This is a genomic window from Salipiger sp. PrR002 (genome assembly GCF_010500775.1).
GTDB lineage: Bacteria > Pseudomonadota > Alphaproteobacteria > Rhodobacterales > Rhodobacteraceae > Salipiger.
In genome coordinates this window covers 14,860-39,482 of the sequence record NZ_JAAGOU010000008.1, presented here as the reverse complement: position 1 = coordinate 39,482, position 24,623 = coordinate 14,860, and the positions used below count along the sequence as shown (strand labels likewise).

23 protein-coding genes are annotated in these 24,623 nt (G+C 65.6%); 8 read left to right on the top strand and 15 right to left on the bottom strand.

The genetic code is table 11. From position 1 onward, the window contains the following. Positions 1–8: 8 nt before the first annotated feature. From G0A00_RS10245 to G0A00_RS10225, 5 genes are all read right to left on the bottom strand, one after another. The gene (locus G0A00_RS10245; protein ID WP_066102277.1) at positions 9–674 is read right to left on the bottom strand and encodes a glutathione S-transferase family protein; all 666 of its coding nucleotides are present in this window, start codon (positions 672–674) and stop codon (positions 9–11) included. A 226-nt stretch (positions 675–900) separates the two neighbouring features. After that, positions 901–1,665, bottom strand: a complete 765-nt coding sequence (mtgA, locus tag G0A00_RS10240; protein WP_164181137.1) for a monofunctional biosynthetic peptidoglycan transglycosylase — start codon at positions 1,663–1,665, stop codon at positions 901–903. A gap of 120 nt (positions 1,666–1,785) precedes the next feature. Then, a complete protein-coding gene (gene gltB / locus G0A00_RS10235; RefSeq protein WP_164181139.1) occupies positions 1,786–6,327 on the bottom strand; it encodes a glutamate synthase large subunit in 4,542 nt (1,513 codons plus the stop codon). A 104-nt stretch (positions 6,328–6,431) separates the two neighbouring features. Beyond that, entirely contained in the window at positions 6,432–6,869 is a 438-nt protein-coding gene (locus tag G0A00_RS10230; RefSeq protein WP_164181142.1) for a GFA family protein, read from the bottom strand. Between the two features lie 119 nt (positions 6,870–6,988). Continuing rightward, positions 6,989–8,428, bottom strand: a complete 1,440-nt coding sequence (locus G0A00_RS10225; RefSeq protein WP_066102289.1) for an NAD(P)-dependent oxidoreductase — start codon at positions 8,426–8,428, stop codon at positions 6,989–6,991. Between the two features lie 226 nt (positions 8,429–8,654). Here G0A00_RS10225 and G0A00_RS10220 point away from each other — a divergent pair, with 226 nt between their 5' ends. Continuing rightward, entirely contained in the window at positions 8,655–9,458 is an 804-nt protein-coding gene (locus G0A00_RS10220; RefSeq protein WP_164181143.1) for an undecaprenyl-diphosphate phosphatase, read from the top strand. Positions 9,459–9,606: 148 nt separating this feature from the next. Here G0A00_RS10220 and G0A00_RS26735 read toward each other — a convergent pair whose 3' ends face one another. The 6 genes from G0A00_RS26735 to G0A00_RS10195 form a co-directional block, all read right to left on the bottom strand. Beyond that, the gene (locus tag G0A00_RS26735) at positions 9,607–9,741 is read right to left on the bottom strand and encodes a hypothetical protein (protein WP_255455343.1); all 135 of its coding nucleotides are present in this window, start codon (positions 9,739–9,741) and stop codon (positions 9,607–9,609) included. Continuing rightward, a complete protein-coding gene (gene rlmH, locus G0A00_RS10215) occupies positions 9,742–10,212 on the bottom strand; it encodes a 23S rRNA (pseudouridine(1915)-N(3))-methyltransferase RlmH (protein WP_066102296.1) in 471 nt (156 codons plus the stop codon). A 12-nt stretch (positions 10,213–10,224) separates the two neighbouring features. Then, on the bottom strand, positions 10,225–10,596 hold the full coding sequence (rsfS, locus tag G0A00_RS10210; RefSeq protein WP_164181145.1) for a ribosome silencing factor: 372 nt from the start codon (positions 10,594–10,596) through the stop codon (positions 10,225–10,227). Between the two features lie 246 nt (positions 10,597–10,842). Next, complete coding sequence (locus G0A00_RS10205; protein ID WP_164181147.1) at positions 10,843–13,182, bottom strand: aldehyde dehydrogenase family protein; 2,340 nt, start codon at positions 13,180–13,182, stop codon at positions 10,843–10,845. 31 nt (positions 13,183–13,213) lie between these two features. Beyond that, on the bottom strand, positions 13,214–14,206 hold the full coding sequence (gene deoC, locus G0A00_RS10200) for a deoxyribose-phosphate aldolase (RefSeq protein WP_235953010.1): 993 nt from the start codon (positions 14,204–14,206) through the stop codon (positions 13,214–13,216). A 72-nt stretch (positions 14,207–14,278) separates the two neighbouring features. Beyond that, positions 14,279–14,968 (bottom strand): putative nucleotide-diphospho-sugar transferase, encoded by a 690-nt coding sequence (locus tag G0A00_RS10195; RefSeq protein ID WP_164181149.1) that lies wholly within the window; start codon positions 14,966–14,968, stop codon positions 14,279–14,281. A gap of 256 nt (positions 14,969–15,224) precedes the next feature. Between G0A00_RS10195 and G0A00_RS10190 the strand changes: the two genes are divergently transcribed. After that, entirely contained in the window at positions 15,225–15,569 is a 345-nt protein-coding gene (locus G0A00_RS10190; RefSeq protein WP_164181152.1) for an antibiotic biosynthesis monooxygenase, read from the top strand. A 58-nt stretch (positions 15,570–15,627) separates the two neighbouring features. Here G0A00_RS10190 and G0A00_RS10185 read toward each other — a convergent pair whose 3' ends face one another. The 3 genes from G0A00_RS10185 to smpB form a co-directional block, all read right to left on the bottom strand. Further along, the gene (locus G0A00_RS10185) at positions 15,628–16,812 is read right to left on the bottom strand and encodes an amino acid aminotransferase (RefSeq protein WP_164181154.1); all 1,185 of its coding nucleotides are present in this window, start codon (positions 16,810–16,812) and stop codon (positions 15,628–15,630) included. Then, positions 16,812–17,669 carry a 3-mercaptopyruvate sulfurtransferase gene (sseA, locus tag G0A00_RS10180; RefSeq protein ID WP_066102313.1) on the bottom strand — a complete coding sequence of 286 codons (858 nt, stop codon included), beginning with the start codon at positions 17,667–17,669 and terminating at the stop codon, positions 16,812–16,814. The genes G0A00_RS10185 and sseA overlap by 1 nt, the downstream gene beginning before the upstream one ends. A 92-nt stretch (positions 17,670–17,761) precedes the next feature. Beyond that, a complete protein-coding gene (smpB, locus tag G0A00_RS10175) occupies positions 17,762–18,235 on the bottom strand; it encodes an SsrA-binding protein SmpB (RefSeq protein ID WP_066102316.1) in 474 nt (157 codons plus the stop codon). Positions 18,236–18,612: 377 nt separating this feature from the next. Between smpB and puuE the strand changes: the two genes are divergently transcribed. The 4 genes from puuE to G0A00_RS10155 all read left to right on the top strand — a co-directional run bounded on the left by puuE (position 18,613) and on the right by G0A00_RS10155 (position 22,813). Then, entirely contained in the window at positions 18,613–20,025 is a 1,413-nt protein-coding gene (puuE, locus tag G0A00_RS10170; RefSeq protein WP_164181156.1) for an allantoinase PuuE, read from the top strand. Between the two features lie 5 nt (positions 20,026–20,030). After that, a complete protein-coding gene (locus G0A00_RS10165) occupies positions 20,031–20,873 on the top strand; it encodes a bifunctional allantoicase/(S)-ureidoglycine aminohydrolase (RefSeq protein ID WP_164181224.1) in 843 nt (280 codons plus the stop codon). Further along, positions 20,870–21,367, top strand: coding sequence for an ureidoglycolate lyase (locus G0A00_RS10160; protein WP_164181158.1), 498 nt, complete (start codon positions 20,870–20,872; stop codon positions 21,365–21,367). The genes G0A00_RS10165 and G0A00_RS10160 overlap by 4 nt, the downstream gene beginning before the upstream one ends. 78 nt (positions 21,368–21,445) lie before the next feature. Continuing rightward, positions 21,446–22,813: a uracil-xanthine permease family protein gene (locus G0A00_RS10155; protein ID WP_164181160.1), complete on the top strand. Its 1,368-nt coding sequence runs from the start codon at positions 21,446–21,448 to the stop codon at positions 22,811–22,813. A gap of 22 nt (positions 22,814–22,835) precedes the next feature. On the opposite strand, the gene G0A00_RS10150 is transcribed toward G0A00_RS10155, so the two are convergent. Next, the gene (locus G0A00_RS10150) at positions 22,836–23,414 is read right to left on the bottom strand and encodes a hypothetical protein (RefSeq protein WP_164181163.1); all 579 of its coding nucleotides are present in this window, start codon (positions 23,412–23,414) and stop codon (positions 22,836–22,838) included. Positions 23,415–23,587: 173 nt separating this feature from the next. Here G0A00_RS10150 and G0A00_RS10145 point away from each other — a divergent pair, with 173 nt between their 5' ends. Continuing rightward, the gene (locus G0A00_RS10145; protein ID WP_066102329.1) at positions 23,588–23,878 is read left to right on the top strand and encodes a hypothetical protein; all 291 of its coding nucleotides are present in this window, start codon (positions 23,588–23,590) and stop codon (positions 23,876–23,878) included. Further along, complete coding sequence (locus tag G0A00_RS10140; protein ID WP_164181165.1) at positions 23,850–24,551, top strand: hypothetical protein; 702 nt, start codon at positions 23,850–23,852, stop codon at positions 24,549–24,551. The genes G0A00_RS10145 and G0A00_RS10140 overlap by 29 nt, the downstream gene beginning before the upstream one ends. Positions 24,552–24,623 lie beyond the last annotated feature (72 nt).

Genomic DNA, 24,623 nt, shown 5'->3' with positions numbered 1-24,623 from the left:
ATCCGGCCTCAGAAGTCGAGATCGGCGTAATGCGCGGGCTGCGGGAAGCCGGGGATCTGGTCGGCGAGGATCGAGCGGAAGGCCGGGCGCGACTTGATCTTGGCGTACCAATCCTTCACCGCCGCCGAGCGGTTCCAATCCACGTCCGAGATATAGTCGAGTGACGACAGATGCGCCGCGGCAGCGAAATCCGCCAGCGTCATCACGTCGCCCGCCAGCCAGCGCCGGTGGTCGAGCAGCCACGCCATGTAATCGAGGTGATATTTGATCGCCTTGGCCCCGGCCTTCACGTTCTTGCTGTCGGGAAAGCCGGTCTTCATGATCTTCTTGTTCACCCGCTCGTAGAGCAGCTTCGAAGTGACCTCATTGTGGAACTTGTCGTCGAACCAGCCGACGAGACGGCGCACCTCGTAGCGCGCATCGGGCGAACGCGGCAGCAGCGCGGGCTCGGGGTATTTCTCTTCAAGCCATTCGCAGATGGCGGCGCTTTCGGACATGGTCTTGCCGTCGATGCGCAGCACCGGGACCTTGGCCGCCGGGTTGCGGCGCAGGAAATCCGCGTCCTGCTCCCAGTAGCGTTCTTCGACCAGCTCACATTCGATCTTCTTTTCTGCGAGGCTCAGGCGGACCTTGCGGCAGAACGGCGAAAGCGGCACGTGGTAAAGCTTGGCCATATAAGACTGCGGCTCCGAATGCTGTGGGAAATCTCTCGCCTGTTTGCCGTGAAAGCGGCGGCGTTTCAACAGGGCATGAGGACACGGGCGGGTGATGGCCGGATGTGGCCCCGGTTGGGAGGCGGGTGGAGAAGGTTTCGGGGGCGCTGCCCCCGCCGCGCTCTGCGCGGCTCCCCCGGCGTATTTTTAAAGAGAAGAAGCCCGGGGCGGCAAAACCCGGCGCGGCTTATTCGAAACAGGCCGCGCGCCCGTCGCGGGCGATGGTGGCGGCGCCGTCGCGGATCTGCGCGGCGCGGCGCTGCACGAAGTTCGACGGGCGCGACGCCGAGCGGTCCTTGGGGTCGGGCAGGATCGCCGCCAGCCGGGCCGCCTGCGTCGAGCTGAGATCGGCTGGCGCGACGCCGAAGTAATGCCGCGCGGCGGCCTCGACCCCGAAGACGCCTTCGTCGAACTCGGCGACATTCATATAGACCTCGAGGATCCGGCGCTTCGGCCAGAGCGCCTCCATCAGCGGGGTGATCGAAGCCTCCAGCGCCTTGCGCGGCCAGCTGCGCCCCTGCCAGAGGAAGGCGTTCTTCACCACCTGCTGGCTGATCGTCGAGGCGCCGCGGTTGCCGCCCTCGGCGATGGCGGCGCGGATCGCCCGCATGTCAAAGCCCCAATGGGTGCAGAAATTCGCATCCTCGGCGGCGACCAGCGCGCGCATCATCACCGGCGCCACATCCTCGGCATCGACCCAATCATAGGCCACGGGCTGGCCGAGCCTGCGGCCCTCGCTCCACATGTAGAACGTGCCGGGCGGGTTGATGAAACGGTAGCTCAGCACCGCCAGCACGGTCAGCGCCACCAGCAGCAGCGCCGCCTGTACCGCGCGCCGCACCAGCCCGCCGAGGGGCTTTGACCGCGATGCGGCCCCGCCCGCCTTGGCGGGTTTGCCAGACTTGCCGGTCTTTCTCGATTTGCCTGCGGTGTTTTTTGCTGCGCGCGCCATGGCGCCAGACTTACACGTCGCGGCGGGCATGGAAAAGCATCTCGCGCATCCAGCAAAGGGAAACGCCCGGACCTATGGCCCGGGCGCTGCGATCTTTGCGATGGCGGTGGCGGTGGCGGATCACTCCGCCGGAACCGCCATGTCCTGCTCGATGCCCAGCGGGTGGGCGATCTTGTCGAGCATCTCGCGCGGGCAGACCTGCAGGAACTTCTCCTTCTCGGTCTCCCAGTTCTGCAGGATGTCCAGCGCCTTGCGGCTGCCGGTCTCTTGCGCATGGCGCTCGACCATGCCCTTGAGTTCCGCTTCCCAATGCTCTTCGGCCACCGGGCAGGTCACGAGGCTCTCCATGTTCATCAGGTCGGGCGCCAGCCCTTCCGGATCGTAGAGATAGGCCATGCCGCCGGTCATGCCCGCGCCGAAGTTGGCGCCGATCGGGCCAAGGATCACCGCAAGACCGCCGGTCATATACTCGCAGCCGTTGGTGCCGCAGCCCTCGACCACCACTTTCGCGCCGGAGTTGCGGACCGCGAAACGCTCGCCCGCCTTGCCCGCGGCGAAGAGGTAGCCGTCGGTCGCACCGTAGAGCACGGTGTTGCCGATGATCGTGTTCTCGGACGCGGTGAGCGGCGACATCATCGGCGGACGCACCACGATGGTGCCGCCCGACAGACCCTTGCCCACGTAGTCGTTGGCGTCGCCCGACACTTCCAGCTTCAGACCCGGAGCCGCGAAGGCGCCCAGCGACTGGCCGGCAGAGCCGGTGAGCTTCACGTGCAGGTGGTCGGGCTGCAGCGCGTTGCGCATGCCGAACTTGCTGACGATATGGCTCGAGGTGCGCGTGCCCACGGTGCGGTGCGTGTTCTGCACCGCGTAGGACAGCTGCATCTTCTCGCCGTCTTCGAGGAAGCGGCTGCCGTCGCGGACGATCTCGGCGTCAAGCGTGTCGGGCACCACATTGCGGCCCTTCGAGCGGTCGTAGACGATGTCATCGGCCCCATCCACGCGGATCAGCAGCGGGTTGAGGTCGAGATCGTCGAGATGCTCGGCACCCCGGCTGACCTGGCTCAGCAGGTCGGCACGGCCGATCACGTCGTTCAGCGACCGCGCACCGATGGAGGCGAGGATCTCGCGCACTTCGGTGGCGTAGAAGGTGATCAGGTTCACCACCTTCTCGGCGTTGCCGGTGAACTTGTCGCGCAGCTCCGGGTCCTGCGTACAGACGCCCACCGGGCAGGTGTTCGACTGGCACTGGCGGACCATGATGCAGCCCATGGCGATCAGCGCGGCGGTGCCGATGCCGAACTCCTCGGCGCCCAGCATCGCGGCCATGACGATGTCACGTCCGGTGCGCAGGCCACCGTCGGTGCGCAGCGTCACGCGGTCGCGCAGCTTGTTCATCGCCAGCACCTGATGCGCCTCGGTGAGGCCCATCTCCCACGGCAGACCCGCGTATTTGATCGAGGTCGCCGGCGAGGCGCCGGTGCCGCCGTTGTGGCCCGAGATCAGGATGACGTCGGCCTTGGCCTTCGCCACGCCCGCAGCGATCGTGCCGACGCCCGAAGAGGCCACCAGCTTCACCGTCACCTTGCAGCGCGGGTTGATCTGCTTGAGGTCGTAGATCAGCTGCGCCAGATCCTCGATCGAGTAGATGTCGTGGTGCGGCGGCGGCGAGATCAGCGTCACGCCCTTGGTCGAATGGCGCAGCTTGGCGATCAGGTCGGTGACCTTCATGCCGGGCAGCTGGCCACCCTCGCCGGGCTTGGCGCCCTGTGCGACCTTGATCTCAAGCTCTTCGCAGTGGTTCAGGTATTCGGCGGTGACGCCGAACCGGCCCGAAGCCACCTGCTTGATCTTCGCCGAGGGGTTGTCGCCGTTGGGCTCGGGCACGAAATGTGCCGGATCCTCGCCGCCCTCGCCGCTGTCGGACTTGGCGCCGATGCGGTTCATCGCGACGTTCAGCGTCTTATGCGCCTCGGGCGACAGAGCGCCGAGCGACATGCCGGGGGTTACGAAGCGCTTGCGGATCGAGGTGATGCTTTCCACCTCTTCCAGCGGGATCGCATTGCCCATCGGCTTGAAGTCCAGCAGGTCGCGCAGGTGGATCGGCGGGTTGGCCCGCATCGCCTTGGAGTAGGTCTTCCACAGCTCGTAGCTCGACTTGTTGCAGGCCGCCTGCATCAGGTGCATCGACTGCGCACCCCATGCGTGGGTCTCGCCCGACTTGCGCGCCTTGTAGAAGCCGCCGATCGGCAGCACGTCGCGGCCACCTTTGAAGCCAAGCGCGTGCACCTCTTCCGCCTTCTGCTGGATGCCGTGCACACCGATGCCCGAGATCCGCGACAGCATGCCGGGGAAATACTCGGCACACATGGCGCGCGATAGGCCCACGGCCTCGAAGTTGAGACCGCCGCGATAGGACGAGATCACCGAGATGCCCATCTTGGACATGATCTTCAGCAGGCCCTGATCGATCGCCTCGCGATAGCGCGCGACGTTCTCGGTCAGCGAGCCGTCGAGCAGGCCGCGCTCGATACGGTCGGCGATGCTGTCCTCGGCCAGATAGGGGTTCACGATGGTCGCGCCGCAGCCGACGAGAACCGCGAAGTAATGCGGGTCGATGCATTCCGCCGAGCGCACACCCAGCGAGCAGAACGTCCGCAGACCCTTCTTGGTCAGCCAGCTGTGCACCGCCGACGTGGCGAGGATCATCGGCATGGCGACCTTGCCTTCGCCCTGATGATGATCGGTCAGCACGATGTGGCCGCCGCCCGAGCGCACGGCATCCTCGGCCTCGGCCCGGATGCGGGCCAGACCGTCACGCAGCGCGCCCTCACCGGCACCGGCGGGGAAGGTGCAGTCGATCTCGACCAGCCCGGCGTTGAAGTGCTGGGTCAGCTCGTCGAATTGCGCATTGGCCACGAAGGGCGTGTCGAGAACGAGGATCTCGGTCTGCGCCGAGCTCTCGTCGAGCACGTTCTTGAGGTTGCCGAAGCGGGTCTTCAGCGACATCACGCGGAATTCGCGCAGGCTGTCGATCGGCGGGTTGGTCACCTGGCTGAAGTTCTGGCGGAAGAAGTGGCTCAGCGGCCGGTACTTCTTGGACAGAACCGCAGACGGCGTGTCATCGCCCATGGAGGCGAGCATTTCCTTGCCGTCCTCGGCCATCGCCGAAAGCGACTGCTCCAGTTCCTCGATGCTGTAGCCCGCCGCGATCTGACGCTTGCGCAGCTCACCACCGGTGAACAGCGGCTTCTCGGCGACTTTGCCAAGGCTCTCGTCCAGTTCGGTGATCTTGCCGACCCACTCGCCGAAAGGCTGGCTGGCGGCCAGACGGTCCTTGATCTCGGTGTCGTGGTAGAGCTTGCCCTCTTCCATGTCGACAGCGATCAGCTGGCCCGGGCCAAGCGCGCCCTTTTCGCGCACGGTCGACTCGTCGACCGGCACCATGCCCGCTTCGGAGCCCGCGATCAGCAGCCCGTCGCCGGTGACGACATAGCGCATCGGACGCAGGCCGTTGCGGTCGAGACCGCCGCAGACCCAGCGGCCATCGGTCATCGCCAGCGCGGCGGGGCCGTCCCACGGCTCCATCACCGAGTTGACGTAGGAATACATGTCGAGCCACGCCTGCGGCAGTTCCACCGCCTGCTTCGACCACGCCTCGGGGATCAGCATGGTCTTGGCCATCGGCGCGTTGCGCCCGGCGCGGACCAGCACTTCGAACACCGCATCCAGCGCGGCGGAGTCCGACGCCCCATGCGCGATGATCGGCTTGATGTCCTCGGCCATCTCTCCGAAGGTCGCCGAGGCCATGCGGATCTCATGCGACTTCATCCAGTTGGTGTTGCCCTTGATGGTGTTGATCTCGCCGTTGTGGGCAAGCATCCGGAAGGGCTGCGCCAGCCACCATTGCGGGAAGGTGTTGGTGGAATAACGCTGGTGGTAGATCGCGAAGGCAGACTCGAACCGCTCGTCCTGCAGGTCCGGGTAGAACACGGCGACCTGCTCGGCCAGCATCATGCCCTTGTAGATGATCGACCGGCACGACAGCGACGCGATATAAAGCCCGTTGATGCCCGCGGCAGCAGCCGCCTTCTCGATCCGGCGGCGGATGACATAAAGCTCACGCTCAAAGGTTTCCTCGTCCACGCCCTTGGCGTTGGAGATAAGGATCTGCTCGATCTCCGGGCGCGTCGCATTGGCCTTCTCGCCAAGGCACTCGACGCTCACCGGCACGTGGCGCCAGCCGTAGATGTAGTGACCCATGCGCAGCACTTCGGTCTCGACGATGGTCCGGCAGGTCTCTTGCGCGCCAAAGTCGGTGCGCGGCAGGAACACCTGACCCACGGCCATCAGCTCGCCCTTGCGCGGCGCGTGGCCGGTGCGCTCGATCTGATCGTAGAAGAAGCTGACGGGGATCTGCACGTGGATGCCTGCGCCGTCGCCGGTCTTGCCATCTGCGTCCACGGCGCCACGGTGCCAGATCGCCTTCAGCGCGGTGATGCCCGCCTCGACAACCTTGCGCGACGGCTTCCCGTCGATGGAGACAACAAGGCCGACACCGCAGGAAGAGTGTTCATGCTCTTCGCGGAACAGGCCGTTCTCCTCCATCCACTTGCGCTTGGCTTCCTCTGCGGCAACCCAGTTTGCGTCGAAAGTGGTCATGGCTTAGCACCTCCATGGAAGGCCGCGATGCGGCCGGGATACGTGGCTGGCGCGCGAGGCGCCGAATGAGATGGCGCGAGACCGCGCCGGAATGAAGTTGCGGCTCAAGCGCCGCTGACGTCCGAGCCGAATTTCTTCAGCGTCTCGACGCGGGTATAAGTCGGGTGGCCCCCGGAGAGCGCCCAGCTGTCCGGCTTTTCGTCCGAGAAGATTTCGCTCTTCATCTCGAACCCGTTGCCGTCATCCAGAAGCCCAAGGCAGACCTCGTAGCCCCCTGCCCCGTCGACCCCCTTGTCGTAGCGGTACCAGAGCACCGAGCCGCAGGTGCCGCAGAAGTGGCGCGAGGCCCAGCTCGAGCTGCGGAAGCTGCGGATCGCCTCGGCCCCCTCGATCTGCATCGCCGCCTCGGGCACGTTCACCGCGAACAGCGCGGATCCGGCCCAGCGGCGGCACTGCTCGCAATGGCAGACGCCGAAATTGCCGAACTCGGTCACGGTGAAGCGCACCGCGCCACAGAGGCAATGTCCGGTCTTCTGCGTCATGCTCCGATCCTTTTCTCGGCGAAGGTCGGCAGGGCTGACCTTTCTTTGCGGCTCTCTTCGGGGGCTGCACGCCCCATGCGCATGGATTGTGCATGGGATGTGCATCGGTTGTGCAGGGCTTACTCGGCGGCGATCGCCGCGAGCTTGTCGAAGTCCTTGAGCACGTGTTCGGCGCAATCGCGGCCGTCACGGATCGCCCAAACCACGAGGCTTGCGCCACGCACGATGTCACCCACCGCATAGACGCCCGGAAGACCGGTGCGGCCAGAGGTGAACTCGGCTTTGATGGTGCCCCAGCGGGTCACTTCCAGCTCGGGCGCGCCCCACAGCGTCGGCAGTTCTTCCGGCTCGAAGCCAAGCGCCTTGATCACCAGATCGGCGGGCTCTTCGTAGTCGGCACCCTCGATCACCTCGGGCGACTGGCGGCCCGTCGCATCCGGCAGGCCAAGGCGCATCTTCTGGACCATCACGGCCTCGACAGACGCGTCACCCTTGAAGCCCTTGGGCGCGGTCAGCCATTCGAACTGCACGCCTTCTTCCTCGGCGTTGGCGGTCTCGCGTTGCGAGCCGGGCATGTTGGCACGGTCACGGCGATAGAGGCATTTCACGCTTTCGGCGCCCTGACGGATCGCGGTGCGCAGGCAGTCCATGGCGGTGTCGCCGCCGCCGATGACCACGACCTTCTTGCCCTTGGCGTTCAGCTCGCCGCTTTCGAACTCGGGCACGGTGTCGCCGAAGTTGGCGGTGCGGTTCGAGGCGGTGAGATAGTCAATCGCCTTAACGATGCCCTTGGCACCGGCGCCCGGGCCGCGCAGGTCGCGCGACTTGTAGACGCCGGTGGCGATGATCACCGCGTCATGCTGATCGCGGATCTCGTCAAAGCTCATGTCCTCGCCGACGTTGCAGTTGTAGACGAAGCGCACGCCGCCGTCCTCAAGCTGCTTGATGCGGCGCATCACCACGTCTTTCTCGAGCTTGAAGCCCGGAATGCCGTAGGTCAGCAGGCCGCCGCCACGGTCGTAGCGGTCATAGACGGTGACCTGCACGCCTGCGCGGCGCAGCATGTCGGCCGCCGCAAGGCCGCCGGGGCCCGCGCCAATGATGCCAACGCTTTCGTCACGTTCCGAAACCGGCGCGGCGGGCTTCACCCAGCCCTGCTCCCACGCGGTGTCGGTGATGTATTTTTCGACAGAGCCGATGGTCACGGTTCCGTGACCAGACTGCTCGATCACGCAGTTGCCTTCGCACAGACGGTCCTGCGGGCAGATGCGACCGCAGATCTCGGGGAAGGTGTTGGTGGCCTGGCTGATCTCGTAGGCTTCTTCCAGACGGCCGGTCGCGGTGAGGCGCAGCCAGTCGGGAATGTTGTTGTGCAGAGGGCAGTGCGACTGGCAGTAGGGCACACCGCATTGGCTGCAGCGGCTCGCCTGCTCCTCGGCTTTGGCCTTTGCGAACTCAGCATAAATTTCGTCGAAGTCGTGGCTGCGGACACTGGCCTCCCGCTTCTCGGGCATGTCGCGCTCGATCTTCACGAATTTCAGCATGGGTTGCTTTGCCATGATGCCTTGTCTCCAAGCAAATCAATCGGTCGGGCTTCATTACAGAAGGTCGAAACCGAATAAAAGTCAGACATACTGACCTATATTGATAAAAATTTGGCTGAAGGCGTCCCGCGCACCCATTCTTGATCAAAAAATAGGTCCGAAACCGGACCAATTTCGCTCTTTCCCCCTGAAAACCAAGGGCCTATAGCGGAAGAGGTTATTTCAGCGGAGACCAGAGTATATGCCCCTGTCTCAACTTATTCTCCTCGCCCTGATCCAGGGCATTACCGAGTTTCTCCCCATTTCCTCCTCCGGTCACCTGATTCTTCTGCCGAATCTCACGGGCATGGACGATCAGGGGCAGGTCATCGACGTGGCGGTCCATGTGGGCACGCTTTTTGCTGTGGTGCTGTATTTCTGGTCAGACGTGAAAACCGGTCTCGCGGGTGTGCCGCGGATGCTCACCGGCAAGATCGACACTCCCGGCTCCAAGCTCGCCTTCCTGCTCGCGGTCGCCACTGTGCCGGTCATCCTGATCGGGCTGATCCTCAATCTCACCGGCCTTTCGGACATGCTGCGCTCGGTCGCGGTGATCGGCTGGACGATGCTGGTCTTTGGCATCGTGCTGTGGTGGGCCGACCAGAGGGGCCCGCAGGTGAAGACCGAAGAGGACTGGAACCTTGGCGACGCGATCAAGCTGGGCCTCTGGCAGGCCGTGGCGCTGATCCCCGGCACCTCGCGGTCGGGCATCACCATCACCGGCGCGCGGCAGATGGGCTACACGCGGCACGACGCCGCCAAGATCTCGATGCTGATGTCGATCCCCACGATCTTCGCCTCTGGCGTGCTGCTGGGCGCAGAGGTGATCGGCACCGCCGACGCGCAGGCCGCCAAGGATGGTGCCATTGCCGCCGCCTTCGCCTTCGTCTCGGCCCTGCTGGCGCTGACGCTGATGATGCGGCTGCTGCGGTCGGTCAGCTTCACCCCCTATGTGATCTACCGCGTGATCCTCGGGGTCATCCTGCTGGTCTACGCTTACAGCTGATCCCCTGCCCCTGATCCTCCCCCCCTAAATCCTCCCCCTGAAAATGGGGAGCCCCGGAGTTCGGGGAAACTCCGGGGCTGTTGACCTACCCGGGACCGGCGGGGGAGCCGGCAGGGACAGATAAAGGGCACGTCAACCTCGCTCGTCTTCACAGCTGCGCGACGGCGCGATAACTTGCAGCTAATTCAGGGTTTTCCGCCTTTGCAATGAAGCGGTTGTGTCCGCGCGGATTCCCGCGCAGCGAGAAGTGACGTTGCGGCGAGAAACCGCCGATGGCACGCATTCAGACGCGGTGATATGGGCTTCCAGCCAGAATCGAGGCTGCACGGTAGAGCTGTTCCGACAGCATCACCCGCACCAGCATATGCGGCCAGACCATCTGCCCGAAGGACAGCGCCATATCCGCCTCGGCCCGCAGCGACGGGTCAATCCCGTCCGCGCCGCCGATGACGAAGGCCAGATCCCCGACCCCCTGATCGCGGAAATCCGCGACCTGCCGGGAGAAATCGGGGGAGCTCATCAGCCTGCCGCGTTCATCCAGCACACACAATTTGGCCCCCGAAGGGATCGCCTTGCGCAGCAGCACGGCTTCGGCGGCCATACCGCCGCCCTTGCGGTCTTCGACTTCCGAAACGCTCACCGGGCCGAGGCCAAGCGCCCGCCCGGTGCGGTCGAACCGCTTGAGATAATCGTCAATAAGGTCGCGCTCGGGGCCAGACCGAAGCCGGCCCACGACGCAGAGATGCACGCGCATGAACGCTCCGGATCAGGTCGCGCTCTGGGTCACCTTGCCCAGCGGCATCCACATCTTCTCGAGCTGGTAGAACTCGCGCACTTCGGGGCGGAACACATGGACGATCACATCGCCCGAGTCGATCAGCACCCAGTCACCGGTCTCTTCGCCCTCGGTTTTGGCAAGGACGCCCAGCTCGTGTTTCAGATCCTCGGCAACCTTCTCGGCGATCGAAGCCACCTGCCGCGAGGAGCGCCCCGAGCAGATCACCATGTGATCGCAGACAGAGGTCTTGCCGCGCAGGTCGATCTGCACGACTTCCTCGGCCTTGTTGTCGTCGAGAGACTTGAGGACGGCGGCAAGGATCTGCTCGCTCGTGACCTCGGTATGGGGCAGTGCCGTCATGGGCATCCCCGCATCAGCGGCACCAGCCGCATCGGCAGTAACAGACAGGACAGTGTCCTCCTTGGTTGCGCGCGCCGAATGTAACCCCGGCGCAGGGCATGCTCTAAAGATAGCATCGCGGGGCCGTTTTCTCAACGCCGCGGCGAAAGACAGCCCTTTAGACAAGGCAGCCGCCTGAATCAACGATGAATCATCAGCGGAATTGGCGGGGCGCCATGCGCCCCACGCAAGCCGACTCAGCGCGCGTCATGCACCCCAGGGAATCCAGACGGTCTGCACCTCGGTCGCCGCCTCGAGGAAGGCCTCGCCCTCCCCCGCCGCCGCGGACCAGTCGCGCGCCTTGCCGTCGTTGACCCATGTGCGCTTGAGGTTGCCCGCAGCGCCCGCCTCGATGGCTTTCGACAGGTCCGACGAGGAAAAGCTCCACACCGCCTCTACATCCATGTGGCTGGCGAGCGTCGAGGCAAGGTCTTCATGCGGACCGGTCAGGACGTTGACCACCCCGCCCGGCAGATCCGACGTGTCGAGCACCTGATAAAAGTCCGTCGCCGCCAGCGGGAAGGGCTCGGAGGCGACCAGCACCACGCGGTTGCCCATGGCAATGGCGGGCGCCATGACCGACACCAGCCCCAGAAGCGGCGCCTCGTCCGGGCAGAAGGCACCGATCACACCGGTAGGCTTGCGCAGCGCCAGCGCGGTGCCGCGCAGCGGGACGGGCTTCACCGCGCCCTCGTATTTGTCGGCCCACGCCGCGTAGGTGAAGAGCCGGTCGACCGAGGCCTCGACCTCCGCCGCGCCTCCCTTGCCGCCAGTCATCGCGTCGATCCGCGCCGCGAACTCGCCCGCCCGCGCCTGCAGGTTCTCGGCGATAAAATAGATCACCTGCGCGCGGTTGTGTGCCGTGGCCGAAGACCAGCCCGCAGCCCCCCGCGCCGCCTCGACGGCATTGCGGATGTCCTTGCGCGACGAGATCGGCGCCTGCCCCAGCAGACGGCCCTTCTTGTCGTAGATGTTCTGCGCGTAGCCACCATCGGGCCTCGCCTGCTTGCCACCGATGTAGAGCTTGGCTGTGCGGTCCACGTCCTGCGGCTCGGCGCTCTCACCGGCGAAGGCTTCAACCTTCTTCAGTGCTTTCGCCTTGCCCGCGGGCCGCGTGTAGGCGCCAAGCCCTTCCCAGCCACCCTCGCGGCCAAAACCGCTCTCGCGCAGCCCGCCAAAGGGCGCCGCCGCGTCGAACATATTGCTGCCGTTGATCCAGACCACCCCGGCCTCGAGCTTCGGCGCCACGTCGAGCGCGGTGTTGATGTTTTCCGACCAGACCGAGGCCGCGAGGCCATAGCGCGTGTTGTTGGCGATCTGCACCGCCTCGGAGGGGGTGCGGAAGGTGGTCGAGACCAGCACCGGGCCGAAAATCTCTTCCTGCATCAGCACCGAAGCGGGCGACAGGCCGGTCACCAGCGTCGGCGCGATGAAGCAGCCGTCGGGCGCCGCGCAGCCGGTGTAAACCTCGCCCTCGTCGCTTGCCTTGGCCATCAGCGCCTCGATCCGGGCCTTCTGCTCGGGATCGACGATGGCGCCGATGTCGATGCATTTGTCGAGCGGATCCCCGATGCGCAGCTTGTCCATCCGCGCCTTGAGCTTCTCGTGGAAACGCTCGGCGATGCCCTCCTGCACCAGCAGGCGCGAGCCCGCGCAGCACACCTGCCCCTGATTGAACCAGATCGCATCCACCAGCCCCTCGACCGCGCTGTCGAGATCGGCGTCCTCGAACACCACATAGGCCGATTTGCCCCCCAGTTCGAGCGTCAGGGATTTGCCGCTGCCCGCGGTAGCGGTGCGGATCTTGCGGCCCACCTCGGTGGAGCCGGTGAAGGCGATCTTGTCGACCTCGGCGCCGACGATCATCTCGCCCACCGCGCCATCGCCGGTGACGATGTTCACGACGCCCTTCGGCAGCCCGGCCTGCTGGCACAGATCGGCAAAGCACAGCGCGGTCAGCGAGGTCCATTCGGCGGGCTTGAGCACCACCGTGTTGCCCATGGCCAGCGCCGGTGCCACTTTCCACGCCAGCATCAGCAGCGGGAAGTTCCACGGCACGATCTGCCCGCAGACGCCCAGAGGCTCCTGCCCCGGCATCTCCGCCTCCATCAGCTGCGCGCAGCCCGCGTGGTAATAAAAATGCCGCGCCGCCAGCGGGATATCGATATCCCGGCTCTCGCGGATCGGCTTGCCGTTGTCCAGCGTCTCCAGCACCGCCATCAGCCGCGCATGTTTCTGCAGAAGCCGCGCCAGCGCATAGAGGAAACGCGCGCGGCCCTTGCCGCCCAGCTTCGCCCAGCCCGGCTGCGCCGCGCGCGCGGCTTTCACCGCCGCGTCGACATCGCCCTGCGTGGCCTGCGTCACCTCGGCCAGCACCTCGCCGGTGGCGGGGTTGCGGCTCTCGAAGGTCGTGCCCGGCTTGGTGAAGCCGCCGTCGATATAGCAGCCAAAACGCGAGCCCTGATCGACAATCCAGGTCAGCGCATCCGCGGCGCTCTCGGGGGCCGGTCCGTAGTCCATGCTCTCGAAAATCTCTTTCACGCCCATGTCATTGTTCTCCAAATACGCAGACGCGCCATCAGCTCGTGGCGTGGCGCCAGGAGGCCGAGTAGGCCCCGGTCACGTGGTGTTCCAGCTGGCGCTCGATGTCGCCCAGCAGCGAGGAGGCCCCGAAGCGGTAAAGATCGGGCTGCAGCCAGCGGTCGCCGAGCTCTTCCTTGACCAGCGCGAGATAGGTCACCGCATCCTTGGCCTTTGAAATCCCGCCCGCAGGCTTGTAGCCGACGCGATAGCCGGTCTCTTCGAAATACTCGCGGATCGCCCGCATCATCACGAGGCTCACGGGCAGGGTCGCGTTGACGCTTTCCTTGCCGGTCGAGGTCTTGATGAAATCGGCGCCCGCCATCATGCAGACCATCGAGGCGCGCGCCACGTTCTGCAGCGTGCCCAGCTCGCCGGTGGCGAGGATCGCCTTCACATGCGCCTCGCCGCAGGCCTCGCGGAAGGCGCGCATCTCGTCATAGAGCGCCTGCCAGTCGCCGGTCAGCACGTGACGGCGCGAGATGACGATGTCGATCTCCCGCGCGCCCGCCTTCACGCTCTCGCTGATCTCGGCGACGCGCAGATGGAAGGGCGACAGCCCCGCCGGGAATCCGGTGGAGACCGCGGCCACGGGAATACCGGTGCCCTCCAGCGCCGCGACGGCGGGGGCGATCATGTCGTGATAAACGCAGACCGCGCCGGTGGTCAGCCCTTCCAGCCCCAGCGCCTCTAGGAGATCGGCCCGCACCGGCTGGCGCGCCTTGGCGCAGAGCCGCGCCACGCGGCCCGGTGTGTCGTCGCCCGACAGCGTGGTCAGGTCGATGCAGCTGATGGCGCGCGCGAGCCACGCGGCCTGATAGTCCTTCTTCACCGAGCGGCGGCCCGGCAGGGTCGCGGCGCGGCGCTCGATCGCCGAGCGATTGGCGGTGCAGCGCATGACCACATCCATATCGAGCGGCATGCCGGGATTGCGCGGCTCGTGGACCTGCGGCAGCAGGGGGGTCTCGTCTCGGGTCATCGTGTCAGACATGGATCACATCCTCCGGGATGAAGGGTCGCATGAGCCCCTCCTGCGGGCAAGCTGGCGCAGGAGCGGGCCGGGTCAGCGGATACGGTTGGACAGCCAGCGCAGAAAACCGTTCTTCTGCGGGCGCAAAAGTTCGAGGTGCAGGATGCGCGGTTTCGGCGCGTCGGACCAGATCAGTTCCGACGCCTCGAAGACGCGCTTGTTGAATTGCGGCGGCAGCACGTAGAAATTCACATCCGACTGCCACAGCGCCTCGCGGAAGGCGGGCTGGTCGATCTTCATCCCCGAGGCGAGATAGCGGCGCACCCAATCGTCAAAAAAGGCGTCGGTGCGCGGCGTCTTGCGATAGAGCAGCACGCCGCAGTTGATCTCGGGGAAGCTCTCGGGCAGGTCGAGTTCGATTTTCTTGAGGTGCCGTTTGCGGTGCCACAGGATCACCTGCGCGCCGCAGAGCTCATATTTGCGCAGCAGCCCGAACATCGGGCCAAGGTCGCTGCGGATGATCGTGTCGTTGTCGAGATAGAGGGTCTCGTCATAGGGCGACTGCGAGAGCAGCTCAATTTTCGGACGTTTCATCCCCTCTGGGATGATGAACCCGGCTTCGAAGCCCGAGGTATCGTCCCCCTCCTTGCACCAGATCGCCGTCTCGATTTCCGGGTTCCAGCGCTTGACGCTCGCCGCCGACCGCCGCGCGACATCGACATGCTCGCGGCCCCAGGCGGTATAGATCACTCCGCGGCGCGGCGCGGTCTCATTTTGCGTCATGCAAACCTCCGATACTGCTGGGGGACATAGGACTTTGGCAACGGTCTGTAAATCCGCCGCCCCGCACTGACCCTGCGGCAGTGCAGGGGCCACCACGCCGCGCCATTGCGTATTTGGAAAGAGAAGAAGCGGGAGACCGCCAAGCACCCGTCCCTTCTTCTCTTTGAAAATACGCATGGCGAAAGGCTGCCGCACCTGCGGTCGCTTGCCATTTCCCGGCGCCGCGGCGACACCTGCAGGCAAGGAGGACAAACCCATGATTGCCATCATCTTCGAGGTCATCCCCGCAGCGGGGCGCAAGGATGACTATCTCGACATCGCCGCCGCCATGCGCCCGATGGCCCAAGAGATCGAGGGGTTCATCTCGGTCGAGCGTTTCCAGAGCCTCACGAACCCCGGCAAGCTTCTGTCGATCAGCTTTTTCGAAGACGAGGCGGCGGTGGCGCGCTGGCGCAGCCTGGCCGCGCACCGCGGCGCGCAGAAGGCCGGGCGCGAGGGGATTTTCGCGGACTACCGGCTGCGGGTGTGCCATGTGCTGCGCGACTACGGCATGGAGGACCGGGCCGAGGCGCCGCAGGACAGTCTCGCCGCGCACGGCTGAGGCAGAAATGAAAACGCGGGCCCGAAGGCCCGCGTCTCGCTTTTCAGAGTACCCACGCTCAGACGCCGGATTTGATGATCGCCTCGGCGAGGATCGGCACGGTGGTCTCGTTCAGCCCCGCGATGTTCAGACGCGAGTCGCCCACCATGTAGACACCATGGTCGCGGCGCATGGTTTCGACCTGCTCGGGCGTGGCACCAAGGCGCGAGAACATGCCGCGGTGTTGAGCGATGAAGCCGAAGCGGTCCGAGCCCGACAGGCGCTGCAGTTCCGACGCCAGTTGCTCGCGCAGGCGCAGCATCGACAGGCGCACCGCTTCGAGTTCCGCCGCCCAATCGGAGCGCAGCTCGGGATCGGCCAGAACCATCGACACCAGACGCGCGCCGTGATCCGGCGGGAAGGAATAGTTCTGACGGTTGAGGTAGTTCAGCGTGCTCTGGTTCAGCTTCTGCGCGCCAGCGTCCTTGGCCACCGCCATCAGCAGGCCGGTGCGCTCGCGGTAGATGCCGAAGTTCTTCGAGCAGGAGGCGGCGATCAGGCACTCGGGCACCGAGGAGGCCACGAGACGCACGCCCGCCGCATCCTCTTCCAGCCCGTCGCCAAAGCCCTGATAGGCGATGTCGATCATCGGCGTGCCCTCTTTCTCGAGCAGCAGGTCGGTGACCGCCTTCCACTGCGCGAGGTTGAGGTTGGCGCCGGTGGGGTTGTGGCAGCAGCCGTGCAGCAGCACCACGTCGCCCGGCATCACCTGATGGAGGTCGGCGATCATGCCGACGAAATCGACGGCACGGGTCTCATTGTCGAAATAGCGATAGGGGACGATCTCGAGCCCCATGTGCTTGAGGATCGACAGGTGGTTCGGCCAGGTCGGGTCGGACACGAAGACGCGGGCCTTGGGGTTGGCCTGCTTGATCATGTCAAAGCCCTGACGCACCGCGCCGGTGCCGCCCGGCGTCGCCGCCGCGGCCACGGTCTCACGCGGGACGGCATCGCCGAGCACCAGCTCGATCATCGCGTTCGAGAAAGCCGGGTCGCCCGCCAGACCGGTATAGGCCTTGGTGGTCTCACTCTCCCAGAGCTGCTTTTCCGCGGCCTTGATGGCGTGCATGACGGGCGTGTTGCCGCTGGCGTCCTTGTAGACGCCGACCCCGAGGTCGATCTTCTGCTCCCGCGGGTCTTCGCGGAAGGCCTGCATCAGCATCAGGATCTTGTCGGCGGGTTGCTCTTTCAGAGTCTCGAACATCAGTCCTCTCCGGTGGCGACGGGCAGCGTGGGAAATTGCCCCCACTCGCTCCAGGACCCGTCATAAAGGGCATGGTCGGTCTTTCCCATGCGTGTCAGGGCAAGGCTCAGGATCGCCGCGGTGACGCCCGAGCCGCAGGTGGTGATCGCGGGTTTGCTCAGATCGACCCCGGCAGCCTCAAAGGCGGCGCGCAGCGCGTCGGGCGCCTTCAGCGTCTGATCGCCATTGAGCAGCACCGAGAAAGGCACGTTCTTCGAACCGGGGATGTGCCCCGCGCGCAGACCCGGCCGCGGCTCGGGCACAGCGCCACGAAAGCGCTCGGCGCCGCGGGCATCGATGATCTCGTGATCGCGCAGCTTGGCGGCGGCAGAGACCTGCGTGACATCCTTCACCAGATGGTTCTGGCGGCGCACCATCATGTGGCGGTCGCGGATGATCGGCGGCAGGTCCTCGATCTCGCGGCCCTCGGCCTGCCATTTCGGCAGACCGCCATCGAGCACGGCGATATCGTCATGGCCCATCAGCTTGAACAGCCACCAGACGCGGGCCGCGGAAAACAGGCCAGCGCCATCGTAGACCACGATCTGATGGCCATCGCCGACGCCGAGGGCGCGCATCCGGGACATGAATTTGTCCACCGGCGGCACCATATGCGGCAGCTCCGAGCGCAGGTCGGAAATCTCGTCGATGTCGAAGAAGCGCGCGCCGGGAATATGCGCGGCCTCATATTCGGCTTTCGGATCGCGGCCCGAGCCCGGCAGGTACCAGCTCGCATCGAGCAGGCGCAGGTCCGGGTCCTTCAGGTGGCGCGCCAGCCAGTCGGTCGACACCAGCGTCTTGGGATCGTCACTTGCCATCACCTCTCCCCGGGGCAGTCAGCATCGTGTCGTCTCTACGGTGCTCGCCGCGGACTGGCAAGACCGGCATAGCAAGACGGACATAGCGCGTCTCAGCCACGCTCCTTGAGCAGACGCTGCTTCTGGCGGTTCCAGTCGCGCTTGGCCTCGGTCTCGCGCTTGTCGTGGTTCTTCTTGCCCTTGGCGATGCCGATCTTCAGCTTCACCACGCCCTTGTGGTTGAAATACATGACCAGCGGCACGATCGTCATGCCCTTGCGCTGGGTCTCGTTCCACAGCCGCGCCAGCTCTTTCTTCGAGACCAGCAGCTTGCGGCGGCGGCGTTCCTCATGCGGGAACATGGCGCGGGTGTAGGGCGCGATATAAGAGTTCACCAGCCACAGCTCGCTCTCTTCCACCGCGGCATAGCTCTCGGCGATGTTGGAGCTGTTCTCGCGCAGGCTTTTGACCTCCGAGCCGGTGAGCACGATACCGCATTCGATATCGTCCTCGATCGCGTAATCGAAGCGCGCACGCCGGTTCTCGGCGATGATCTTGTAATTTGGGTCGGACTTCTGCTTGGCCATGATGGGTGCACATAGGGTCTGAGGGGCGCTCTGTCCATATGGTGCCGCGCTAAAGGGCCTCTGGCGGGGCTCTCTCGCGGTACCAAAGAGAGGGGGCGCTGCCCCCGAGCCGCTGCGCGCCTCTCCCCCGGGATATTTTTGCCAAGAGGAAGACCGCGCCGCTTCCTCTTGGCAAAAATATCCCCGCCGGAGGCTCCGGCGGCACCGCAGGCGCGGGGCCGGGCGATGGCGCCGCGGAGGCCGCAAGAACTTGCTCCTTTTTTCAGCGGTGCTAACAGAAGAGGCAAGACGCGCGTGGAGCGGGGCCGCTTTGCGGTTCCGCCCCGCCCGGCGCGCCAGTATCGACAGGAGAAAGACCCATGCCAGAGGACCGGCAGATGCAGCGCTATCCCCGCAATATGATTGGCCACGGCCCCGACCGCCCCGACGCGAAATGGCCCGGCGGCGCGAAAATCGCCGTGCAATTCGTGCTCAACTACGAAGAGGGTGGCGAGAACAACATCCTGCATGGCGATGCCGCCTCGGAAGCCTTCCTGTCGGACATCGCTGGCGCCGCCATGTGGCCCGGCCAGCGGCACTGGAACATGGAGTCGATCTATGAATACGGCGCCCGTGCAGGGTTCTGGCGGCTGCATCGCCTCTTCACCGGCTATGATATCCCGCTCACCATCTATGGCGTTGCCACGGCCCTCGCCCGCTCACCCGAGCAGGTCGAAGCGATGAAGGACGCGGGCTGGGAGATTGCCTCGCACGGGCTGAAGTGGGTCGAGCACAAGGACATGCCCGAGGAGGAAGAACGCGCCGCCATCGCCGAGGCGATCCGCCTGCACAGCGAGGTCGTCGGCGAGGCGCCGCGCGGTTGGTACACCGGGCGCTGCAGCGCCAATACCGTGCGTCTCGTCGCCGAGACCGGCCAGTTCGACTATGTGTCCGACACCTATGACGACGACCTGCCCTATTGGCTCGAGGTGGACGGCCGTGACCAGCTGATCATTCCCTACACGCTCGAGGCCAATGACATGCGCTTCGCCACCTCGCCCGGCTGGATCGAGGGCGAGATGTTCTACACCTACCTCAAGGACGCCTTTGACACGCTGATCGTCGAGGGCGAGGCGGGCAAGCCTGCGATGATGTCGGTGGGGCTGCACTGCCGGCTCATCGGGCGCCCGGGCAAGATGGCCGGGCTCAAGCGTTTCCTCGACTACATCGGCGGCTTCGAGGGGGTCTGGACCCCGACCCGGCTGGAAATCGCCGAGCACTGGGCCAAGACCCATCCGCCGAAGAAGGGCCCGCGCCCGTCGACCATGGACCGCGAGACCTTTGTCGGCACCTTCGGCGGCATCGTCGAGCATTCGCCCTGGGTCGCCGAGCGCGCCTTTGATCTGGAACTGGGCGCGGCGCATGACCGTCCGGCGGGGCTGGCCAATGCCCTCGCCCGCGTGCTGCGCACCGCCAGCCACGAAGAACGGCTGGGCGTGCTGCAGGCCCATCCCGACCTCGCAGGCAAGCTGGCCGAGGCCAAACGCCTGACCGAGGACAGCACCGCCGAACAGGCCAGCGCCGGGCTCGACGCGCTGACCGACGCCGAGCGGGCGCGGTTCACCGAGTTGAACACCGCGTATGTGGACAAGCACGGGTTTCCGTTCATCATCGCGGTGCGCGATCATGACAAGGCGGGCATCCTCGCCGCCTTCGAGCGCCGCATTGCCAATGACACCGAGACCGAGTTCGCCGAGGCCTGCCGACAGGTCGAGCGCATTGCGCGCCTGCGGCTGGAGGCGGTGCTGTGAGCGTGATGTCCCCGCCCCGAACCTACGCCTTTCCGCCCGCCGGAATGCCCCCGCGCGAGGATGACCCGCATGGTGCGGCGGTGTTCACCACCGCCTATGCCTTCATCCCGGCGGGCACCATGCGCGACATCGTCACCTCGCTGCTGCCCGGCTGGCAGCAGACCCGTGCGTGGATCATCGCAAAGCCGCTCTCGGGCTTTGCCGAGAGCTTCGCGCAATATGCGGTGGAAATGGCCCCGGGCGGCGGCAGCGACACCCCCGAGCCCGACCCGCAGGCACAGGCGGCGCTGCTGATCACCGACGGCACTGCGCGGCTGACTGTAGGAGGAGAGACCTTCGATCTGCGCGCGGGCCATGTGGTCTACCTGCCGCCGAGCTCGGGCTGGACGCTGTGGAACGCTGGCGAGACGCCCTGCAGGTTTCACTGGATCCGCAAGCGCTGGGAAGCGGCGCCCGGTGTGTCGGTGCCGCCGGTGATCGTCACCCATGACGATGAGGTGCCGGTCAACTGGATGAAGGGTTGCGAAGAGCTTTGGGGCACGCAGCGCTTCTTCGACCCCGAAGACATCCGCCACGACTTTCACGCCAATATCGTCACCTTCGGCAAGGGCGGGCGCATCCCCTTTGCCGAGACCCATGTGATGGAGCACGGGCTTTACGTGTTGGAGGGGCGCGCGCGTTACCTCCTCAATCAGGACTGGGTCGATGTCGGCCCGGGCGATTTCATGTGGCTGCGCGCCTTTTGCCCGCAGGCCTGCATCGTCGAGGACAGCGCGCGCTTTCGCTACCTGCTCTACAAGGACGTCAACCGCCACGTCTCGCTGGCCCCGGTGGGAGCGGCACGATGAAAGAGATCACCATCAAGCCGCTGACCGCCGAGGCCTTTGCCCCGTTTGGCGAGGTGCTCGAGATCAAGGGCGCGCCCGACAAGATCATCAATCAGGGTCTGTGCGGGCGGCATCACGACCGCGCCGAGATGGACTTCGGTCCCGGCGGACGTGCGGGCATCAGCCTTTTCGACGCCGAGCCGCGCGCCCTGCCCTACACGCTGGACCTGGTCGAGCGGCACCCCGAGGGCAGTCAGGCCTTCCTGCCCATGCATCAGAACGAATGGCTGGTGATCGTGGCCGAGCCCGGCGCGGACGGCAACGCGGCACCGGGGGCGATCCACGCCTTCCTCGCGGCGCCCGGACAGGGGATCAACTTCCACCGCGGCACATGGCACGGGGTGCTGACGCCGCTGCATGCGCCCGGGCTTTTCGCCGTGGTCGACCGGATCGGCGAGACGCCCAACCTTGAAGAACACTGGCTGGAGGAGCCGCTGCTTATCACCCGGGGCTGACGCGCCCCAACGCCCCGCGCAAACGCCCGGCAGAGGCGGCGGGTCATCTCATAACCTTGGAAAGAGGGAGACTATGGAATGACTGACGCAACCGCCGCCAAGGGCCACCCGATCGGCACGCCCGAACAGCTGAGCGACCCAAATTACATGCCGCCGCTCGGCAAGGCCGTGCCGCTGGGGCTGCAGCACGTGCTGGCGATGTTCGCCTCGAACGTCACCCCGGCGATCATCATCGCCGGGGCTGCGGGCTTCGGCTACGGCTCGAACAGCCCCGATTTCCCCAATATGATTTACATGATCCAGATGGTGATGCTGTTTGCCGGGATCGCCACGCTGTTCCAGTCCATCGGCTTCGGCCCGGTGGGCGCGCGGCTGCCGATCGTGCAGGGCACCTCTTTTGCCTTTCTGCCGGTGATGATCCCGGCGGTGGCGGGACAGGGTGTCGCCGGAATGGCCGGGCTGATGACCGGCATCGTGATCGGCGGGCTGTTCCACTTCTCGCTCGGCTTCATCGTCACCAAGATCCGCCACGCGCTGCCGCCGCTGGTCACCGGGCTTATCGTGCTGATGATCGGCCTCGCGCTGCTGAAGGTCGGCATCCAATATGCGGCGGGCGGTGTGCCGAAGCTGGGCACGCCGGAATTCGGCAGCCTCGCCATGTGGCTCCCGGCGCTGGTGGTGATCATTGTGACGCTCTGCGTGAAGTTCTTCACCCAAGGGCTGCTGTCGCTCTCCGCGGTGCTTGTGGGGCTGGTCGCGGGCTATCTCGTCGCCTTCTTCATGGGGCAGGTCAGCTTTGCCAGCGTCGGCAATGCGCCGGTGTTCGAGCTGCCCATGCCGTTCCGCTGGGGCATCGAGTTCAATGCCGCGATCATCATCGGCATGTGCTTCATGGCGATCATCTCGGCGATCGAGACCGTGGGCGACGTCTCGGGCATCACCAAGGGCGGCGCCGGGCGCGAAGCGACCGACCGTGAGGTTGGCGGCGCGACCTTCGCCGACGGGCTGGGCTCGGCGGTGGCGGGTGTTTTCGGCGGGCTGCCCAACACGTCCTTCAGCCAGAACGTCGGGCTCATTTCGATGACCGGGGTGATGAGCCGCCATGTGGTGACCATCGGCGCGCTCTTCCTGATCGTCTGCGGGCTGGTGCCCAAGGTCGGCGCCGCGGTCTCGACCGTGCCGATCAACGTGCTGGGCGGCGCGGTGATCGTGATGTTCGGCATGGTCTGCGCGGCGGGTGTCAATATGCTGTCGGAGGTGGTCTGGAACCGCCGCAACATGGTGATTTTCGCGATCTCGCTCTCGGTCGGCTTTGGGCTGCAGCTGGAGCCTTCGGCGCTGCAGCACCTGCCCCAGACGGCGCAAGTGCTGCTGACATCCGGCCTTCTGCCGGCGGCGGGCCTGTCGATTGTGCTGAACCTGCTGCTGCCGCAGGACATGCACTAAGACCTCGGCCCAGGCGGTGCGCTCAGTCGCGCCGCCCACCATGCTGCCCGTCGTGCCGCCAGTCCCGCTTCCAATCGCGGTTCCAGTCGCGGTTGCGGTCATGGTCGCGCACGGACCGAGCGCCAGCCACACGCCAGCCCGATGTCTCGAGGCATTGCACCGAGAAGGCGCGCTCGCGGTCATTGCCGACGCGCACATCGCTCTTGCAGCGATCCGGCAGCGCTTCGGTGCGCACCGCCGCGCTGCGCAGGCAAGAGCGCAGCATCACCTCGCCGCGCGCGCCACGAACCTCCCGCGCGCAGGTCCCGGGCAGCACGCCCCGAACCTGCGGCCTCTGCGGCTCGAACTGGTAAGGGCGCGGCAGATAGGGGGTGGGATCCGCGGCGTGGAACTGCGCCTGCTCTTTGTCGCGCTTCTTGCGGTCTTTCTCGCGCGCGTCGGCCCGCGCCTCGCTGACCGCCTTGCCGATCATGTAGACGACAGCGGCGGTGCCCAGCACTTTGGCCACGTCCTTTGCATCGGCGGCCCGGGCGGAGGCTGCGGAAAATCCTGTGACGACAAGCGAGCCGGCAAGAATGGCGGCGATGAACTTCCTGGACATGGGCTGTCTCCTTCGGGGATGAACCTGGGGGCTAGCACGGCAGGTGCCGCGATCGAGCCAACCCTCGGCCTCACCCGGCAAAACAGGCAATATCCCTCCGATGATATCGGATATCCGCCGCCTATCCGTCTGGGGCTATTGAATTGCCGCCGCGGCGCGCTCAGTCTTTGTGTATGAAAACGCCGCTCCTTGCCCTTGCTCTTCTCGCCTCGTTCGCCGCCTCGGCGGCGCAGGCCGACTGTTATGCCGAGTACAAGGCAAAACAGGACGACCCGCTGCGTCTGCAGTATGGGATCGCACTGCTCCCCACCCCCGAATGCCCGACGAAGAACACCGCGGCAGCGCAGCTTGAAATCCGGCTCGACCGGAACGGCTGGACGCTGCTGAGCATCGTCGGCCTGTCGGAACAGGAGCCCTCGGACAAGAAGAAGAAAAATGCCGGTGACTTCTACCTCCGCTACTGACGCGCGCCGCACCGGCGGGCGGATCGTCACCTTCGGGATCGTCGCCATCGTCGCATTGCTGACTTTTGCGGGCGGGCTCTTGATGCTCACCCTGCCCGACGGCAACGCCTTCAACGCCCGCGTCGAGCGCATCTTTGTCGAGCAGGACCTGACCGCGCAGGCCGAGGTCAAGCTGCTCGAGATCCTTGCCCAGTCGGGGACCGCCTTTGCCGACACGCTGGCGAGCTATCGCATGGTGATCTTCGTGCTGCTGATTTTCGCCGCGGCGATGCTGGTGGCGGCCTTGGTGTTCCTTGTCATGCTGGCGGGAATGAACCGCCGCATGGCGCAGATCGAGCGCTCGGGCATTCAGGTCAGCTCGCTGATCATCAGCCGCGAAGAGAATATGGTCTATCTCAACACCATGGGCTTCAAGTTGACGCCGGCGATGATCGAGACGCTGTCGGTGCTGGCCGAAGCCCGGATGGACGACGAGATGCTGACCGGCGCGCAGATCGAAGCGGTGATCTCGGGGCGCGATGCGAGCGACTGCGAAGAGGCGGCGGGCGCCACCCGCATCAAGCGGCTGCGCGACGGGCTGGGCAACCAGATGGTGAGCGAGCTTTTGGTGCGCAACATCGCGCGCAAGGGCTATCACTTGGCCATCGACAAGGACGTGATCGAGGTCGTCTAAGCCAGTCTGCCTCCACCCGCGGTCACCAAGGCAGGTCGGCGGAAAACCGACCACCGGCAGCCGTTTGATGGG